The organism is Nostoc sp. (genome assembly GCF_036919615.1).
In the GTDB taxonomy this organism is placed as follows: Bacteria; Cyanobacteriota; Cyanobacteriia; order Cyanobacteriales; family Nostocaceae; genus Nostoc.
The window spans coordinates 53,027-70,207 of the sequence record NZ_JBALCN010000108.1 but is presented as its reverse complement, the minus strand read 5'-3'; the positions used below and the strand labels follow the sequence as shown (position 1 = coordinate 70,207).

The 17,181-nt window shown below is 40.9% G+C and carries 18 protein-coding genes; 1 reads left to right on the top strand and 17 read right to left on the bottom strand.

Annotated elements, in window-relative coordinates:
• Window positions 1-206: 206 nt before the first annotated feature.
• The 16 genes from V7K48_RS34650 to V7K48_RS34575 form a co-directional block, all read right to left on the bottom strand.
• Window positions 207-518 carry a fasciclin domain-containing protein gene (locus V7K48_RS34650; RefSeq protein WP_335079886.1) on the bottom strand — a complete coding sequence of 104 codons (312 nt, stop codon included), beginning with the start codon at window positions 516-518 and terminating at the stop codon, window positions 207-209.
• 296 nt (window positions 519-814) lie between these two features.
• The gene (locus V7K48_RS34645) at window positions 815-1,417 is read right to left on the bottom strand and encodes a hypothetical protein (protein ID WP_335079884.1); all 603 of its coding nucleotides are present in this window, start codon (window positions 1,415-1,417) and stop codon (window positions 815-817) included.
• A 45-nt stretch (window positions 1,418-1,462) separates the two neighbouring features.
• Window positions 1,463-2,488, bottom strand: coding sequence for a glucokinase (locus V7K48_RS34640; protein WP_335079882.1), 1,026 nt, complete (start codon window positions 2,486-2,488; stop codon window positions 1,463-1,465).
• 84 nt (window positions 2,489-2,572) lie between these two features.
• On the bottom strand, window positions 2,573-3,220 hold the full coding sequence (locus V7K48_RS34635; protein ID WP_335079880.1) for a histidine phosphatase family protein: 648 nt from the start codon (window positions 3,218-3,220) through the stop codon (window positions 2,573-2,575).
• A 496-nt stretch (window positions 3,221-3,716) separates the two neighbouring features.
• A complete protein-coding gene (locus V7K48_RS34630) occupies window positions 3,717-4,400 on the bottom strand; it encodes an SAM-dependent methyltransferase (RefSeq protein WP_335079878.1) in 684 nt (227 codons plus the stop codon).
• Window positions 4,401-4,412: 12 nt separating this feature from the next.
• Window positions 4,413-4,976 (bottom strand): Uma2 family endonuclease, encoded by a 564-nt coding sequence (locus V7K48_RS34625; protein WP_335079876.1) that lies wholly within the window; start codon window positions 4,974-4,976, stop codon window positions 4,413-4,415.
• A gap of 33 nt (window positions 4,977-5,009) precedes the next feature.
• Entirely contained in the window at window positions 5,010-5,741 is a 732-nt protein-coding gene (locus tag V7K48_RS34620) for an ABC transporter ATP-binding protein (protein WP_335079874.1), read from the bottom strand.
• A gap of 216 nt (window positions 5,742-5,957) precedes the next feature.
• Entirely contained in the window at window positions 5,958-6,107 is a 150-nt protein-coding gene (locus V7K48_RS34615) for a hypothetical protein (RefSeq protein ID WP_335079872.1), read from the bottom strand.
• A gap of 3 nt (window positions 6,108-6,110) precedes the next feature.
• Window positions 6,111-6,293: a hypothetical protein gene (locus V7K48_RS34610; RefSeq protein ID WP_335079870.1), complete on the bottom strand. Its 183-nt coding sequence runs from the start codon at window positions 6,291-6,293 to the stop codon at window positions 6,111-6,113.
• A gap of 87 nt (window positions 6,294-6,380) precedes the next feature.
• Entirely contained in the window at window positions 6,381-6,764 is a 384-nt protein-coding gene (locus tag V7K48_RS34605) for a hypothetical protein (protein ID WP_335079868.1), read from the bottom strand.
• A gap of 527 nt (window positions 6,765-7,291) precedes the next feature.
• Window positions 7,292-8,083, bottom strand: a complete 792-nt coding sequence (locus tag V7K48_RS34600; protein ID WP_335079866.1) for an ABC transporter ATP-binding protein — start codon at window positions 8,081-8,083, stop codon at window positions 7,292-7,294.
• A gap of 84 nt (window positions 8,084-8,167) precedes the next feature.
• Complete coding sequence (locus tag V7K48_RS34595) at window positions 8,168-9,121, bottom strand: branched-chain amino acid ABC transporter permease (RefSeq protein ID WP_335079864.1); 954 nt, start codon at window positions 9,119-9,121, stop codon at window positions 8,168-8,170.
• 103 nt (window positions 9,122-9,224) lie between these two features.
• On the bottom strand, window positions 9,225-10,175 hold the full coding sequence (locus V7K48_RS34590) for a branched-chain amino acid ABC transporter permease (RefSeq protein WP_335079862.1): 951 nt from the start codon (window positions 10,173-10,175) through the stop codon (window positions 9,225-9,227).
• Window positions 10,176-10,182: 7 nt separating this feature from the next.
• Entirely contained in the window at window positions 10,183-11,442 is a 1,260-nt protein-coding gene (locus V7K48_RS34585) for an ABC transporter substrate-binding protein (RefSeq protein ID WP_335079860.1), read from the bottom strand.
• A 575-nt stretch (window positions 11,443-12,017) separates the two neighbouring features.
• Entirely contained in the window at window positions 12,018-12,320 is a 303-nt protein-coding gene (locus tag V7K48_RS34580) for a DUF6464 family protein (protein WP_334971166.1), read from the bottom strand.
• Between the two features lie 223 nt (window positions 12,321-12,543).
• The gene (locus V7K48_RS34575) at window positions 12,544-13,029 is read right to left on the bottom strand and encodes a hypothetical protein (RefSeq protein WP_335079858.1); all 486 of its coding nucleotides are present in this window, start codon (window positions 13,027-13,029) and stop codon (window positions 12,544-12,546) included.
• A gap of 394 nt (window positions 13,030-13,423) precedes the next feature.
• Here V7K48_RS34575 and V7K48_RS34570 point away from each other — a divergent pair, with 394 nt between their 5' ends.
• On the top strand, window positions 13,424-13,558 hold the full coding sequence (locus V7K48_RS34570; protein ID WP_335079856.1) for a hypothetical protein: 135 nt from the start codon (window positions 13,424-13,426) through the stop codon (window positions 13,556-13,558).
• Between the two features lie 446 nt (window positions 13,559-14,004).
• Here V7K48_RS34570 and glgP read toward each other — a convergent pair whose 3' ends face one another.
• The gene (gene glgP / locus V7K48_RS34565) at window positions 14,005-16,569 is read right to left on the bottom strand and encodes an alpha-glucan family phosphorylase (RefSeq protein ID WP_335079854.1); all 2,565 of its coding nucleotides are present in this window, start codon (window positions 16,567-16,569) and stop codon (window positions 14,005-14,007) included.
• Between the last annotated feature and the right edge of the window lie 612 nt (window positions 16,570-17,181).

Genomic DNA, 17,181 nt, shown 5'->3' with positions numbered 1-17,181 from the left:
TTTTAGCTATGTATTAGGATACTTCACTGTGCTAACTATGAGAGCAAAAGAGCCTTTTAAAACATTATCTACTTAAAATCTGTCTAGACAGTCGTGAGCTAGTGACCATAAATAGTTTCTAGACCACAGACGTTATTCGCTATCTTTTAACGAGGAATCAATAATGATTTGGATGACACCGTTATCATCAGCATCGGGTGTTAAGGCTATGGACTGTCATAATCTACATTGGCATTATTTAAAAGGTCAATTTTCAACCTTAAACCTTCAATCGGCTTTATGGACATCACCTTGCCAGAAACGATATGACACCTCAGATGTTCTTGGAGCTTATTAATATTCTTAAGCAATGTCTCTAAAGTATCTGTTGGAAGCTTTGCAAAAGCTTGCTCTGTGGTTGTAGAGGCGATAAACGAGTTAACATCTTTGGGAGTATCTATCAGATTGGCAGCCTTGATTGCATTAACTAAGGTGCTAAAAGAACCAGCAGTAACGGCAGTATCAATAATATCAGCCATTCGTTTTACTTGGTTGTATATAGTTTGGTATTATTTTTAACATAACATCCTCATGTTATAAATCATGTTTGAGCAAACGGTTGAGTAGCGTATAAGTTGTATGATATGAGCTAAAAAAATTAAATAAGTTTGAACGTAGTCTCGGTTTCAGTCGAGGTTTAAATCTCCGTCTGAATGCGAAGAGGGTGCCGTAGGCAAAATGTCTTTAATGCGTGAATAATGAAATTGTTAATTGTGGCTACCTAATTAGCCCTGCAACTTATTGCAAGGCTAATATAGTAGAGATTTTAGTTATCTCACTTTTTCAAAACCACATGGAAGGAATTTAAATACCCAGTAATAGTTTTAGCTAATGTTTTCTGCTGTTTTTTTGTAGTTATTGCCATTACTTGATATAGTCTTCCTTCGGCAACATACATTCTACTTTTAGTGATTTTCCCTCCAGAATTGATGTACTCAATTTCTTTGCCAGGATGATTATTGGAACTACGAATGTTTCGTTGACTAATTAAATTACTTTTCGTAGTTTTTAAAGCCATATCCCGTGCATTATTAAGTACAGCTTGGGGATCAGCCATTTCACCGTAACTATAAGGAAAATCATTGTAAGCAACTACGTATGCTACTTGCTGTTTTGGTGGTTGAGCGACAAATATTTCTAAGTTAATTTCCCCCATATAGGTTTTTTGGGATTGGGTATTTCTGTTGGGGCTTCCCGGCATCAAAATAGTAAAGCGTCCATCTGGAGCGGTGAATAACTTCCATTGTGGCTGCGCGGGTTGAGAAACAGTTGGTTTGGTAACAACCGCCAAAGGTTTGGGTTGACGCGCCTCCACGAGAACAAATCCACCGCAGAAAAAGGTGGCGGCGATTAGTGGCAATAGACTTTTAACTGTCATATTTTTTGCCTTTCGAGATGCTGATATCACTGATGATGCTAGCTGTTATAACCCAGCAGCACATAAAGCAGCACCAATTAGCCCCACTTGCGGGTTGAGGATAATATACACGGGTATTTCTTCGAGAAGGGGGCGCATCCTACCTTTCTGGGTGAAATTTAATAAGAAACCACTGTTTTGGATTAAGGGCAGGATTTTGGGCGCAATTCCACCAGCGATGTATAAGCCACCGTAAGGTAGGAGTTTAAGGGCAAGATTGCCGGCTTCTGCACCATAAGCCTCTATGAATAATTGCAAAGTTTGTTCACAGAGGCGATCGCGTTTTTCTAGTGCAGCTGTACCAATTACAGCACCAGGATCAACACTTTTTTCTTCCTGTCCCGCTTCTTGTTCCCAAGTTCTGATGATTTGGCCGATGTCTGGTGATTCGGTGGCAAATTTGCGATCGCGCAAAAATTGGTAAATTGAGACAATTCCCATTCCAGAAACTACGCGTTCTACAGAAATGCGCTGGATATCATGTTTATTCAGCAGGTATTTCAACAATTGAAACTCAATCTCGTTTCGGGGAGCAAAATCAGTGTGTCCACCTTCTGAGGGAAAGACTTGATAGTAGTTTCCCTGTTTAATTAAAAATCCTTGTCCTAAGCCGGTACCAGCACCAATAATTCCAATGGGGGCTTCGGGTTGAGATTTGCCAACTTGCAACGGGTGCAAGTCTTGTTTTTGTAAACCTAAAATGCCATAGCCAATGGCGGCGAAATCGTTAATCAAAGAAATCTGTAGGATACCCAATTCTTGTTGTAGACGTTCGGTATCCAGGAACCAGGCTAAATTGGTTAGCTTGGCAGTATTTTTGACAATCGGGCCTGCGATCGCAAAACAAGCCTTTTGTGGTATAGGTGTGTTAGCTTTGACCAAAAACTCTTGTACTATCGGTACTAAATCGGGAAAATCGCCACTGTGGAAACTTTCCTGATAAATAGTATGTAAACTTGATGAGTCTGATGTTTCAACCAATCGCAGAATAGTTTTCGTACCGCCAATGTCTCCTGCTAGTAAAAAAGTCATAAAACTTATTCGTGAATTAATTACTTTTTTTGTAGGATATACCCAACATAACGAAATTCATGATTGAAAATCCCTATTAGAGATTTAAGCAAATCGAATAACTTCTTCTATGTGGGTTAAATGGGAAGTATCTCCCTTAAGTTCTAATAACCATTCTGGGTCTTCGCGTACCACTTTTACCAGCGAACATAAAGAAGCTTTAACTTCTGTTATGGCAATTTCCCCCACTAGCCCCATTGCTCCCCCCAACACTGATGCACCATGTGCTATTAGCAGGATATTGTCTGGGAGGAATTCAGTAGCTAAACATCTAGCAGTTTGTCCAGAACGTTCTCGCACTTTTTCGCGAGTTTCAGGATATTTGGCGGCGATGCGCGAAGTATAGCCAACATCTATTCTGGGGAATAACTCTGCTAATGCTGGAGTTGAGAGTCTTTCGGGTTCTTCTGTCATCCAAACTGGATTTAGCCATTCACTCAAGCCTGTTTCCAATTTGATCGGTAAGTTAAGCACTTCTGCAACTGCGTTTGCCGTTTGTACGGTTCGTAGGAAAGGAGAAGCGAAAATATGGGCAATATTTTCTCCTTTAAATCGTTTAGCTAACTGCTGTGCCTGCACCATACCATCATCAGACAAGGGTGGATCGTAGCGTCGTTCGGCGGTGAGAAACCAATCAGGGTTTACGAAGTCGAGGCGGTTAGCGTGTCTTGCTATCCAGACTATTTGACTCATGGGTTTAATTATTCTGGTGAATAGAATTCGCCGCTAAACAAATATATAGATATCTGCAAGGAGGGCTGCAAATATTAATATATGACATTATTTGTAATAATTTGTAATAATATAAATGATTTAGAAAACTTATCAGTAGAAATTAGTTATAGCAGTTCTCGTTTGAATGCAACATATGGTAAGGTTACATGATTGCTCATGCGTATAAACTTAGAGCCAAGGCGAATAGAATTCGCGGCTATACAAACGTTCGCCCTTGGCGTTTCCATTGGCGCAGCCTCTCGTAGAGAAGGGTAGGCTGCCTACGCGGACTAGGGAAACAAGTGGATTTTGCCCCTTGTTTGGAACCCACGGAGGTGGATAAAGTTTTGTATAGACGCGGTTTATAACCGCCCTTTTAACGTTAATTTGACTGCTTTAAATTCGTGCAGATAAAATCTTCTAAATCAGCTTTAGTCGAAAATTCTCAACTATCACCAGACATAAAAATTAAATATTACATTGAATTGATACGCAAGATTTGGTTGCTATTTTTCTGAAATTCGTAAGGTACCTGCTTGATTTCCACTGAATAATGCCGTTGTTGTAATTCACTCATAATTGGCTTCAGGTGAGGAGATGGTTCACCGGATATTTTTAATAGTGGAAAAATACGTACCTCTTTGGCAACTCGGCACATCTCCAAAACTGATGCCAGATGAAATTCTTCTGAAAGCTGATCGGAATAAGTAAATAAAAAATGGGAACATAAAGCTAAGTCAAACTGATGAGTTTCAAAAGGCAAGACAGGTAATTCATCTGTTAGATAGCGGTTTTCATTAATTCCCAAAGGTAAATCTGCCAAAAATTTACGCATTGCCGCCATGCGAATTTCACCCATCTGTTCAGGGGACTGGATATTCTGCCAAACATAATATTCTTGGATAGCTTTAACACCATCTATAACTATTTGATAAGTATCCTGAATGCGGTTATCAATTTCATTTGCAGTGAATTGATAAATCGGATCGCAACAAATAACCTTGTATCCTTGAGCAGTCATTTCTGCATTGAAACTAGCAGGGCCACCAGCACAATCGAGTATAGTTAATCTTAGTTCTTCAGGAGTTAAGTCAAACATCTTAACGTATTCCTCCATCGAACGTCCCCAAGGAATGATATTTTTAAGTTTAAAACTCATTAGTGTATTATCTTATAACTTCAGCCATCCAAATAGTTGCCCTACAGTTAACTGAAAGCCGCTAACTAAATCTGGAACTGGTAATATTTCCTGTTCCTCTTGTAAAAGTTCTGGTTGCTGCTTTGGTGGATATACTAAAACAGAACGCTCATCTGGATCAATCAGCCAACCGAAACAACTACCATGCTTTAGACAATGCAAGATATTTCCGGTTACTTTAGTTTGGCTTTGATCTGGGGAAAGAATCTCAATTGTCCAGTCTGGATATGTCTTGAAGACATTAGCGACATCTCCACGCTCATCTATGGGAATCCGTTCCCAAGCAAACACCGCTACATCTGGAACAATTGAACGTCCACCAAAAGTACACCGCAATTCTGGAAATGCAAGAGCAACTCTTTGAGGTTTAGCTACAGAATTGATATTACTGACTAGTTCACCCTGAAGAATACTATGTTTTCCTTGAGGCATTGGCTTTTGAATAATTTCCCCATTGATGTATTCTGAGCTAGGCTTTGTTTCTGGTAGTTTCAAAAATTCTTCTAAAGTTAGGGGTTTAGTTGGTGATTTTACCATGTGCTTGTACCTTCCTAGTTTTCATTTAATTAATCACCCTAAATAAGCTTTTTTAACTCGCTCATCACTAATTAATTCTGATGCTGCACCTGTTAAGGTAATAGAACCAGCTTCCAAAACATAACCGCGATCGGCAATTTGTAGCCCCAGATTGGCGTTTTGTTCAACTAACAGAATAGTTACGCCTGTAGCACGAAGATTTTCAATAATGGAGAAGATTTCCCGAACGATCGCAGGTGCTAAACCTAAGCTAGGCTCATCTAAAAGTAACAGTTGTGGTTTACTCATTACAGCCCGAGCGATCGCTAACATTTGTTGTTCACCACCGCTGAGGGTTCCTGCTAGTTGATTGCGTCTTTGTGACAAGCGTGGAAATAGCTCAAATTGGCGCTGAATATCTGCTTTTATCTCTGCTTGATTGGAGCGAATATAAGCACCTAAAAGTAAATTATCAAACACTGTTTGTCGCGCTAATACTCTGCGTCCTTCAGGACAATGGGCGATACCAAGTTGTACAACCTCATGAGCTTGGCGGCGGGTAATATTATGTCCATTATAGATAATCACACCACTCTGAGGATTAACTATTTTAGATATGGCGCGGAGTGTAGTAGTTTTTCCAGCACCATTAGCACCAATTAGAGTAACTACTTCGCCTTTTTGAATAATTAAATTAATATTTTTCAGAGCTTGGATGCCACCATAATTAACATCAAGTTCTTGAACTTCTAAAATTGTATAGTTTGGTCTACTATCGGATTTCATTGGCGGTTTACATTCAGAAATGTTGATTCAAAACCTAACATACATCAATTATACATTTCTTAAAACAGTGCGTAGGCGTACCCCATCGTAGACATTGCTTCAACTTAAAACCCAACGCCAGAATACTGCAATCTTTATGATCTACCATTATTTACTGATCAAGATATCAAGCGTTTTGGTTCCAGGCTTGAGCTGTGGTGACCTTTGTACTCCACCTTAATCCACTAGCATTTGAGTTAACTGCAAGCGGATTAGTTCCAGCACTCTCACCTGCAAAAACATCCGCTTGGTAATTCCTTGATAAGGACAGTTAATGATTTGCTCTGCCACAGAGTGGACAGCAGTAATCTTTTTGGGGTGTAGCATTGTCTACCAATCATCACCTTTCGTCAGTAGGCTGAACTGGGAAGGAATTTCGCCGCCCTCTGTCGGGAAAAAGGTTGCCAATAGCAAAGGTGGCATGTGAATATCAACTGCTAAACTGGTTAAGTTATTAACCACCTTGACCTTGACTTGAAGGATAACTCGCAATAGTTGAAAAACTTTAGACAAATCAAGATTATAGTGATTCGATGCCAAATTCTAGTGGGCGATCGCGAACAATTGTAAAAGCTTGTTCCGGAGAAATTTCTGGTCTTCTTAAAAGAAATATTCTCTGGCATCAGAACCATAGTTAAAACCCACAATTACTACAAACTCTTTTCTTGGGTCGTAGTTGTCGATTAAAGCGTAAAATTGGGCATACAATATTGGTTGACTCACCGCAGCTGCTGAAAGTTTCATCATCTGCCAAGCTTGAGTGCCTTTAGCAGCATAATACATTCTGTCTCCTAGCTGTGATGCACCTTCAATCAGTGAAAAATTATTGCCACTAGTATGCTCTATCTGGAGTACTTTATGCAGATATAGGTAGCCCCTGCCTAGTTTTTGGAAGAACTTCCATGCTTGGGCGCTAAACAAGATTTCACCCAATGAAACGAGGTTTTCGGCAATTTGCTGTTGAATTTGCTTTTCAGGTGTCATAGTAATTCCTAATTCGTAATTAAGACACACTTCAAAAAAGTTTAATCCAGGTAGTTTTCAAAACTTTACCCTGGTTTTCAAAAAAGACATCCAATCCCAATTTGGTATGGGTGAGATATTTTTTCTGACTTTAAGTTAACACAATTCTTAAGGCTGGCAATTTTCAGGTTAATCTAAAAGCTTAAAATGTCAAGTGTTCCCGCTCGAAAACTGCTATTGACAGGAGATCCCAACTCAGAATGAATATTTATATTTACCCAATTTGGTTTGCATGGGTAGTTTGAGAATTTCTTACGTAATTAAGAAGCTAACTTTTCACAGGATGTGGATTAATGTCATTTTGAGGGTTTTCCCAAATCCTGATTTTTCTTTAGGCATTTTCATTAATTTAAGATTATTGAGAATCAGTCTGGGGAAAAAGCCACGTTGTTTGCTTGTTTGAGAACTTACCGTAAAAAGTCAGAATTAAGAAGTCTCTAATTGAGGAACTACAACAGGTTTTGTAATTTAAGACAGCTGATCAGATATCATTCATTTCCCAAATAAGCTTCAATCACAGCCGGATTATTTCTGACTACAGATGGTTCACCCAAAGCAATTAATTGACCAAAATCTAATACAGCAATGCGATCGCACAAACCCATAACCAGAGGTACATGGTGTTCAATCAGGATGATCGTCAAATTGAAGCGATCGCGCAGGCTACGGATAAATGCACTGAGTTGCTGCTTTTCGTTGGGGTTCATCCCTGCCGCCGGTTCGTCGAGAAGTAAGATTTGCGGTTTTAATGCTAAAGCGCGGACAATTTCTAGCCGACGCTGATCACCGTAGGCAAAGTTTTTGGCTTTTTCGTCAGCGCGATCGCTCAATCCCACTAAATCTAATAAATCTAAAGCTTTTTGGTTAGTTTTCAATTCTTCGCTAGGCGCTGGTGGTAATCCCAAAACTCCTGTAATCATATTACTTTTAGTGTGTAAATGTCGGGCAATGATCACGTTTTCTAACGCCGATAATTCTCCAAACAAGCGGATATTTTGGAAGGTACGGGCGATACCTAAAGCAGCAATTTGATAAGGACGCAGTTGGGAAATTTCTGCACCTTGATAAATTAATTGACCACTAGAAGGCGGAATGAAGGCAGTAATCAAATTAAACAGTGTTGTTTTGCCAGCACCATTAGGGCCAATCAGTCCAAAAATCTCATGTTTATTTACACTAAAAGATACATTATTAACTGCCACTAAACCACCAAAGCGGCGAGTCAATGCTCTTGCTTCTAAGACAATACTGGTGTTAGCTGCTGGAATATTATATGACATTTTTGCATATTATTATGAATATAGGACTTACGCAATAAGTCTCTGAAACTCTTATTCCTACGCTGTGGGAAGCCGTTGCTGCATCTATGTGTCCTTTGCATCTTTTACAGTTCGTTTTTTCATTATTTTGTGTCTTTGGAAAATATCTGGAGTAATTAGCCCTTGGGGGAAAAAGATTGTACCTATTACAATTAGTAAGCCAAAAATAATTAATCTCCCATCGCGCAAAAATTGTGCTAACCAATTAGGTAAACCACCAGTATCAGCTAGGCTTCGTAGTATCTCTGGTAAGGCTGTAAATACCATACCTCCGACTACCGATCCTAAAAAAGTTCTCGAACCACCAATTAAAACAAAAGTTAAATATATAATACTGGCATCAAAAGTACCTTGACGAGCATTCCAGGTATTAAGGAAGTGAGCGCTAATTGCACCTACAACCCCTGCAAGCATGGCCCCTAATGTAAACGCCAAAACTTTGTAATAAGTGGGATCAATTCCCATTGCACCCGCAGCTAATTCATCTTCACGGATAGCGATAAAAGCCCTTCCGACGCGGATGCGTTCTAAACGATAAAGTAATACCATACTAATTAATAGTAAGGGCAGGGCAATCCATAAATATTCAAGTTGTGTTTGGAAAGGTTGAGGAATGCCAAAAATCCCGACAGCACCGCCTGTAATATCTAGATTGAGGGAGATGACGCGCAGAACTTCCACAAAAGCGATAGTAGCGATCGCTAAATAAATTCCTCGTAATCTCAATGCTGGAATTCCCACCACTATACCCAAGAAACCAGAAATTACCCCAGCAATTAACATCTCCAATAACAACAATGGAATGGGATATAAACTACTACTAGATGTCAAAACTTTTGTGGAGAGAATTGCTGCAATATACCCACCTAAAGCATAAAATCCTGGACTAGCTAAAGACAATTGCCCTGTCATGAGTGGTAAGTAAAGCGATAACCCTAGTAGTGCCCCCAATACCATAGAGACAATTAGAGAACCGTAAGTAGCAAAAAAATCAGCCATTTTTTAAGTTATGAGTTATGAGTTCTCAGTTATGAGTTATGAGTTGGGATTTAAGAGGATTTAAACTCACAATTCCTAACTATTAACTCCTAACTTCCTCTTACTACACTTTCTGAATAAACTGCCGTCCCAGTAAACCTTGGGGTCTAACTAGCAGCATGATAAACAAAATTCCAAAGGCTACTGCGTCTTTATATCCAGAGTATTCGGCGGGTACAAACGCCTCTACTAATCCAATTACCAAACCTCCCAACACTGCACCAGGAATACTACCCAAACCACCTAAGACAATTACTGCTAAACCCCGCAACCCAAAAGCAATACCGAAATATGGCCCTGCAATACTAACACTAGAGGCAACTAAAGTTCCTGCTAATCCTGCTAAAAAACTGCTGATGAAGAATGTTAGGATAATAAAACGATCGCTATTAATTCCTAACAAACTAGCTGTAATTGGATCTTCTGCGATCGCCTGCATTGCCTTACCATATTTAGTTCGATTGATAAAATAGGTAAGAATTGTCACAATCACAACTGATACAGTAAAAATTACTACCTGAACACTGCGAATAGGAATTGGGTTTTCTGGACTACCAAAGTTAATTGCAGCTGGCAAATTAGCATAAGTATTTGCGGGATATGTATAACTTTCTGCGCCTACTAAATACTGGATTAAATTCACAATTACCACTGCTACCCCCAAGCTGGAAACAACAGTTAGTAAGGGGTCAGATCCTTGACGCCGCAAGGGTTGAAAAGCAACGCGTTCCATCACTATCCCTACCAATCCTGCCAAGGTACTTCCTAATATTAAGGATATCGCAAATGGTAATTTTATTGGCAAGGCTACATTAGCCAGCAAGCCGTTAAATCCAAAGTTACCCCCCATAAGTGCATAAGTGAAATATGCACCCAAGGTAAAAATTGCGCCATGAGCTAAATTCATGATGCCCAAAATTGAATAAACTAAGGTATATCCTAAAGCAAAAATTGCATAGACGCTGCCGATAGATAACCCATTTAATAATTGCTGTAAAAACAGATTAATATTCATGTAGCAACTATTTTAAAAATGTTAATTTACCCTGGCTACCATCTTTTGCCATCTTGATTTGGGCTACATAGAAATCTTTTTGCACAACTTCACCTATGGGAGTAAAACCAATTTCACCCAGTGGTGTATTGTATGTTCCGACAAGTATCTGTTTATTTAATTCCGTCCGCAATTCTGGTAGTTGTAATTTGTTGACTTTGCTCTTGTTATCTAAAGCTTGGAGTGCTTCGACATAAACCTGCACTGCTGCAAAAGCTTGGGCGCTAAATTGAGGTGGCTCTTTTTTGTATTCGTCAGTATAGGCTTTGCGAAATGCCGCATTAATTTCACCTGGATGTTCTGGACTATAGGCTTGAGCAATCAACACGCCATCACAAAGTGCCTTACAAACTGACAATAGATTCGATGTATTTAGACCATTTCCACCGACAATTAAGCCTTTATAACCCAGTTCTCGCAATTGTCGGACTAAATTCCCACCATCAGCAGCTAAACCAGAAATAATGACCAAATCTGGTTTAAGATTAATCGCATTGGTGGCTTGGCTTTGAAAATCTGTATCACTGGTTTGGAATTTTTGTACTGTTACCAATTCCAGGCCTTGATCCTTAACTGTTTGTTGAAAAATTTCTGTTTCTGACTTGCTAAATGCATCATTTTGAGCATAAAAAACTGCGACTTTTTTAAGTTGGGGGTTTTGCTTAAGTGCAGCTTTCACTGAATTAGGCGCGACAATAGAAACTGGTGCAGAAACACGAGCAACGTAATCACCAATTTCGGGAATGTTTTTAGCAGTATTTGATGGTCCAATAATTGGTACTTTTGCACGTTCGGCAATTGGATCAGCACTAAAAGCTTGCTGTGACAAAGTTGGGCCCACAATCCCAATAACTTTATCTTTGTTAATTAAAGTTTGAAAAGCGTTAATTGTCCCTGCTTCATCACCGCTAGTATCTTGAAACATCAATTTAATTGGAGTCCCGTTGACACCACCTTTACTATTGAAATATTTCTCAGCAAGTTTGGCTCCAGCAACTTGCTCTTGACCTAATAATGCCACGTTGCTAGTTTGAGCAACGGCAATACCGATGGGAATTGCACTCGACAATGTACCTGTTGTGGCTGTGGTATTAGTTGCAGTGTTATTTGAGGTACTATTTGGACTATTATTTGCAGAAGTCACAGTCTTAGTGCCACCACTACAGCCTGTCAGTAGCAAAGCGCAAGTTGATAATAATACTGTTGTCTTAGCGATCGCGTTGTTCATCGTTAAATAATCATGTAGTTATTAGATATTCGGCAAAAGCTAACAGTAGAGTTCATAATCTGCAAACAAAATAACGTAGATTTACACTTTTGCACAAATTCTATTAAATCATTCTTATTTGACCATGCAAAGGCAAATTTTCAAAGTGTTTGTCAATACAAATTATAATTAGCCATGATTTCACCATTCCTAGGTAAAACTTGGAGATCGTTAAGGGTGGGCGCTGTCAGGTGTCAGATGTTCGAGTCAAACTTAGGCGTTTCAACTCATGCAACTGATTAACGGCGGAGTATGAGACTAAGTTGATCCATGATTTGTTCAAACTTAAACTCTGGTATAAACAAACTTTTATCTAAAGTTTACTTTGGTCGAGTTTAATTCAATCAGTGTTGATGCAACGCCTGATAATAGAGTTCTCCCCTAAACTTAGATGTGTTAGGACGCTTTGAGAAAAACAAAGGATACTGTTCAGTAACTCTCTTGCTTCACCAGCCTCCCCAGCCCTTCTTCAGTAATTTGAGATTAGTTGAGTATTAAGGAGGTAAGACTTATTAAACCCTTTTTTCACTACCAGCTTATCCCTTCGGTTCATAGTGACGGCAACCATTACATGGGCCGTCGGGATTCACAGCACAGCGGATGTAGCCAGATCGGGCATTAAATTTGCAGCTGATGTCGCCAATCAGGTAACCCACCCCTTCTAAATAATAGCGATCGCTTTCAAAAGGTCTGACGTTTTGCCGTCCCTGCACTGCTGGAAAATTCATGGCTGCCTGCCTGAGCCGTAAGCGCGATCGCAAATGGGTTTTGCGGATCACCCATAGGGAAATCAGGGACGGTAAGAAACCAACGGCAATCACTAAAAGTGTCTTTAACACCTTCTTTTTACCTCTTCTGTGCGCTGATTGATTGTCCCTGATGTTGCACTCTGGTTTTACGGAAGTGCAAATATTAGGGCAGCTTTGCCTATTTGCCACCACAGTTGGTGGCAATTAGCAATGGCAGTGTAGTATCCAGCAATTTTGAGGGAGAAGTTCCTTCTGCCACTTCAATATAACTGTTACAACTGACGGGGTGAGCTGCCGTTGAATGTTGATATTTTTAAGATTTGTTGACTAATACCTTTTTGAACAAGCCTTTTGTGTGAGCCTCAGCCCCACTCTTGTTTTTTTTGTGTCTCTGCGATGCTAATCTTTTTTTGGTTTGCTGACGAAGTTGCTGTGCTAGCAGTGCTGCTTCCCTTTCGGCTCGGAATAAATCAACTCTTCGCGTCGTCAGAATAAATGATTCGTCAGGCTTTCGTTTCACCCAAGGGACACTAACTGCAAAATACTGACAAATATTTTTGCATTTTAGAACTGGGTAACGTTTTTGAGTAGTCAGTGTGTTAGCGATCGCTTTCAACTCCAATATCGCTGCTTCTAACTCCCCTGCCATCTGATTGATACGTTTGACTTGCACTATCAAACGCTCCTGTTCACTGATGATTTTTTCCTCTTGGGGTTGCAGTGGCACTATAGCAGTAGTTACAGATGTAGGCTGCAACAGCAAAATGGGCTTTTTGTCCGTGTCTGGGATTTTTTTCATACTACCTCAAGCAAGGCTAGCTGACTTTTAAGGCATTTTAACAGTAAAATAGTATATTTGTACTAACAATTGTTTACCTTGAACACCAGCGATGTTTACGACGATCTTCTTTACAAGACGCTTCGCTTCTCCATAGGAGTTCGCTTACGCAAAGTGCTGTATGCTCTGAAATACTTGTTTTAAAGGAAATATCTGAGTCAACACTTCTCGGTTAAGCTCTAAGCAGTGCTGAGAAAGGAGAATTTAAGTTGTTGACGATGATTTCCAGTTCCTCTGTAGAAAAAGTGAATGCTTTACGTCTTCATCCTGACAGATAGAAGCGTAGGATACTCAGGGGATTTGCTCAAAACTGCCAAGAAATTGTGCCCTGGATTGTCAGAGGAATTTAATTAAGATGATGAGCAGTTTCTCAAGAGGTTTGGAGCATGAAATTTTTCTGTTGGCAGATGACTCCCAATACTTCGTTGATCAAATGTTAGTCATTTTAAATGCAATGGTTCGCGATCATTCATTTGCCTTGGTGCATTAAAGAAAACTTTAAATCAATTGTTAACGAGTAAGGCTTGCAAACGTTTTTATACTTTGCTTGCGCCAAAGAGTAGGCGATCGCTTGACTTGGAGATGCTGTGCGATGTCTACTCTTTGGCTACACCTACGCATGACTTGGGTAAATTTTTCATGCTCTTTTTTTGCCGACAGGAGAAATCCATCAACTGGGGAAGATTCCGTGGCGCAGCGGAGTGCCTGGTGCAGGCTGTGACTGTCTCTGCTGCCAGGAGCAAAATCTCGATGCCCGTACCAGGCACCACTGAATCAGCGAAGCACTTCCCCAGTTGCGTCAACTTGTTTTCAGCTTTTTTTTCCGCTCGCACTTGACATTCAAGACAGTCGCTACACATTTTGTAACATAAAAGGCGTTGCTAAATTTAAATCAGCAACGCCTTGTCTTAAGTATTCAATAACTACTCAGCCCTCTTATTCTGCCCAAGCAATTAACCTTGGTTCATAGGGATTAGCTAAGTATTGATTTTTTGGCAATACACGCAAAGACAAGCCTTGCAAACCAGAAGCGGTATAGGTGATATTACCCGTGTAAATACTCAATTGCTGTGCATCCTCGCCTTGGTAATCCATCACCACTGGCACAGCGTTGACAATCTCACCATTGGCATCGATCGCACCTTGATATAGCTCCACCTGAACATCATCATTCCTCAAAGTTGCCAAGTCAACCTTGGCTTTGACAGTAACGGTTTGATTAACCTCAATGTCTGAAACTGCCGATACGTCAATATCTTTGATTTTGATGTTGAACCAGTGTTCGCCTAGTTTTGCTTTCCAAGCAGCTAGTTCTTTAGCTGGGGCATAGTTATCAACAGTCAGGGTATGATAGCGATCGCTGGCCGGGAAATAAGCCCGCCCGGCATATTCTCCTACCATCCGCGCTGTATTAAAGAATGGACAATTCAACCGAATTGCATCCTTCATTTTCGCAACCCACGGACGGGGTAAGCCATCAGTATCTCGATGCTCATAAAATAACGGTACAACTTCTTTCTCTAACAACTCGTAGAGAGCATTTGCTTCTACTTCATCCTGGTAGTTAGGATCGTTGTAATTCTCTCCATGTCCAATTGCCCAGCCCGTACGGACGTAATCAGCTTCATCCCACCAGCCATCTAGTACACTTAAATTTGGCAATCCATTCATTGCCGCTTTCATGCCACTGGTACCAGAGGCTTCCCGTGGACGACGCGGTGTATTTAACCAGATATCGCAACCTGCAACCATCAACCGGGAGATGTGAATGTCGTAATTGGGAACAAACACTACCTGTTTTTCTAAATCTTGTTCGCGGATAAAGTGATTGATATCACGGATCAGTTCTTTACCGGGAATATCTTTGGGATGTGCCTTACCAGCAATCACGAATTGCACTTTCCGGTCTTTGTTAGCCAGTAAAAGCCTCTTAATCCGTTCCAAATCACGCATCCAGAGGGTGGCACGTTTGTAGGTGGCAAAGCGACGGGCAAAGCCAATGGTGAAAGCGTAAGGATCTAAAACTTCTTGGGCTTGGGTAATTTCGGAGGCGGAAGCGCCGCGATCGCCCAAATGCTTGACCAAATGCTCGCGCACAAACAAAATCATGTCTAAGCGGCAGCGTTCATGATTGCGCCACAACTCCTCATCGGGTATGGCGTCCATCCGCTCCCATAATGGACTATCTGGTGGTGCTGATGACCAGTTTGGCCCCAGGTAGCGATCGTACAATTCTTGAGTTGATTTGGCAACACAACTCCGAGCATGGACACCATTAGTAATTGCTGCGATCGGCACTTCCTCTACAGGCACATTTTTCCACAAGCCTTGGAACATTTGCCGCGACACTACACCATGCAGTTGTGCTACACCGTTAGAAAATGTTGCCATCTTCAGCGCCAGCACCGCCATACTGAAAGGCCCAGATAAATCGCCTGTATTCTCGCGCCCCAGTCCTAAAAATTGCTCTTTGGGCAACCCAAATATCTCTGCATAGTACCCCAGGTAATACAACATTTTTTCGGGAGCGAACAAGTCAATCCCCGCTGGTACTGGCGTGTGGGTGGTAAAGATATTGCTGGAAGCTACCACCTGTCTAGCTTGAGCATAATTCAGTCCCTCTTCCTGAATCAGCAAGCGGATACGTTCTAGGGCAGAGAAGGCCGCGTGACCTTCATTCATATGGTAGGCGGTGACTTTCAGCCCCAAAGCTTTGAGCATTTGCACACCACCGATCCCCAGCATAATTTCTTGGTGGATACGCATATCGATATCACCACCGTACAGCTGGTCTGTGATGTCGTGGTCGTAAACATTGTTGGGTTCAATGTTGCTATCCATCAAATATAGGGGCACCGTTCCCACCTGTACGCGCCAAACTCTGGCATACACCTTGCGTCCTGGATAATCTACCGCAATCTGCAGTTCTGAACCATCAGAATTGCGCTCTAGATGCAAGGGCATATTGTAGAAATCATTGCTCAGATAGCGTTCCTGCTGCCAGCCATCGGCATTGAGATACTGGGCAAAGTAGCCTTGCTGGTACAGTAAACCTACACCTACAAGCGGTAACCCCAAGTCACTGGCAGATTTGAGGTGATCCCCCGCCAGAACGCCCAAGCCTCCAGAATAGACGGGCAAACAATCTACAAGTCCAAATTCAGCCGAAAAATAGGCGTAGCATTCTTTTGGTTTCTGCTCACGTTGTTTCTGATACCAGGTGCGCTCTTGCAAATAATCTTCTAACTGACGGTCAGCTCGATCCATTTGCGCTAGAAAGCCTTCATCTTCGACAACTTCCAGAAGCCGCGATTGAGAGATAGTACCCAACATTAACACCGGGTTATGATGGCTAGACTCCCATAGGTCAGAGTCTAAGCGACGAAATAAATCTTTAGTTTCAACGTTCCAATCCCAGTGCAAGTTATATGCCAGCCGCCGTAGTGGTTCGAGTCGCGGCGGTAGTGAAGGAGATACATTAAATGTGCGAATTGGCTGCATAGGTTGGCAAAACTCCAAGTTTAGCTATGGTTATTGTTTACTCTTTTTACCAATGTTGCCAATTCTTTATACTCTAGTTTGTGAAAAAGCGATGACTTTGTTAAGCATTGAGAATTATTTTTAACCTCGTTGCTAAAGTTTACACCAAGGTGTTTCTAATTTTATGCCTTACTTTCAGCCATATACTTGGTATACTAAGATTTAATCATTTACTGCCATGTATCACTCAAAAAAAATCTAGTTCTAAATAAATAATTTATATTTATTTTAGTATTGATTCCAGGGATCATATTCTATAATCTTGGCTGAGGGTGAAAATTCCTCATAGCTGTTTGCAGTCAAGTTAAATTTTTAATTATTTCTTAATAAAATTGCGCTGGCAAAGAAGCAGTATCAAAGGAAAGACTTGATGATTCTTTGGTTAAGGTTAGCTTAAGGTGATGCCTCACCAAATAGCCCATCGTAGCGGCAGCTTGGAACAATCTGTTAGCAACGCAGGAGTATAACTTTTCAAGACAGACATTGCCTAAAATTGGCTAGTGTGAAAACCGTACCAAGCAGTTAACCAGGAAAAGCGATACCTGCGGTGGTCACTGAGCTTTGCCATACTAC

Excerpts from the sequence above, each read along its gene's own strand:
- V7K48_RS34650 (WP_335079886.1), bottom strand. The coding sequence starts at position 518 with ATGGCTGATATTATTGATACTGCCGTTACTGCTGGTTCTTTTAGCACC.
- V7K48_RS34645 (WP_335079884.1), bottom strand. The coding sequence starts at position 1,417 with ATGACAGTTAAAAGTCTATTGCCACTAATCGCCGCCACCTTTTTCTGC.
- V7K48_RS34640 (WP_335079882.1), bottom strand. The coding sequence starts at position 2,488 with ATGACTTTTTTACTAGCAGGAGACATTGGCGGTACGAAAACTATTCTG.
- V7K48_RS34635 (WP_335079880.1), bottom strand. The coding sequence starts at position 3,220 with ATGAGTCAAATAGTCTGGATAGCAAGACACGCTAACCGCCTCGACTTC.
- V7K48_RS34630 (WP_335079878.1), bottom strand. The coding sequence starts at position 4,400 with ATGAGTTTTAAACTTAAAAATATCATTCCTTGGGGACGTTCGATGGAG.
- V7K48_RS34625 (WP_335079876.1), bottom strand. The coding sequence starts at position 4,976 with ATGGTAAAATCACCAACTAAACCCCTAACTTTAGAAGAATTTTTGAAA.
- V7K48_RS34620 (WP_335079874.1), bottom strand. The coding sequence starts at position 5,741 with ATGAAATCCGATAGTAGACCAAACTATACAATTTTAGAAGTTCAAGAA.
- V7K48_RS34615 (WP_335079872.1), bottom strand. The coding sequence starts at position 6,107 with ATGCTACACCCCAAAAAGATTACTGCTGTCCACTCTGTGGCAGAGCAA.
- V7K48_RS34605 (WP_335079868.1), bottom strand. The coding sequence starts at position 6,764 with ATGACACCTGAAAAGCAAATTCAACAGCAAATTGCCGAAAACCTCGTT.
- V7K48_RS34600 (WP_335079866.1), bottom strand. The coding sequence starts at position 8,083 with ATGTCATATAATATTCCAGCAGCTAACACCAGTATTGTCTTAGAAGCA.
- V7K48_RS34595 (WP_335079864.1), bottom strand. The coding sequence starts at position 9,121 with ATGGCTGATTTTTTTGCTACTTACGGTTCTCTAATTGTCTCTATGGTA.
- V7K48_RS34590 (WP_335079862.1), bottom strand. The coding sequence starts at position 10,175 with ATGAATATTAATCTGTTTTTACAGCAATTATTAAATGGGTTATCTATC.
- V7K48_RS34585 (WP_335079860.1), bottom strand. The coding sequence starts at position 11,442 with ATGAACAACGCGATCGCTAAGACAACAGTATTATTATCAACTTGCGCT.
- V7K48_RS34575 (WP_335079858.1), bottom strand. The coding sequence starts at position 13,029 with ATGAAAAAAATCCCAGACACGGACAAAAAGCCCATTTTGCTGTTGCAG.
- V7K48_RS34570 (WP_335079856.1), top strand. The coding sequence starts at position 13,424 with ATGATGAGCAGTTTCTCAAGAGGTTTGGAGCATGAAATTTTTCTGTTG.
- glgP (WP_335079854.1), bottom strand. The coding sequence starts at position 16,569 with ATGCAGCCAATTCGCACATTTAATGTATCTCCTTCACTACCGCCGCGA.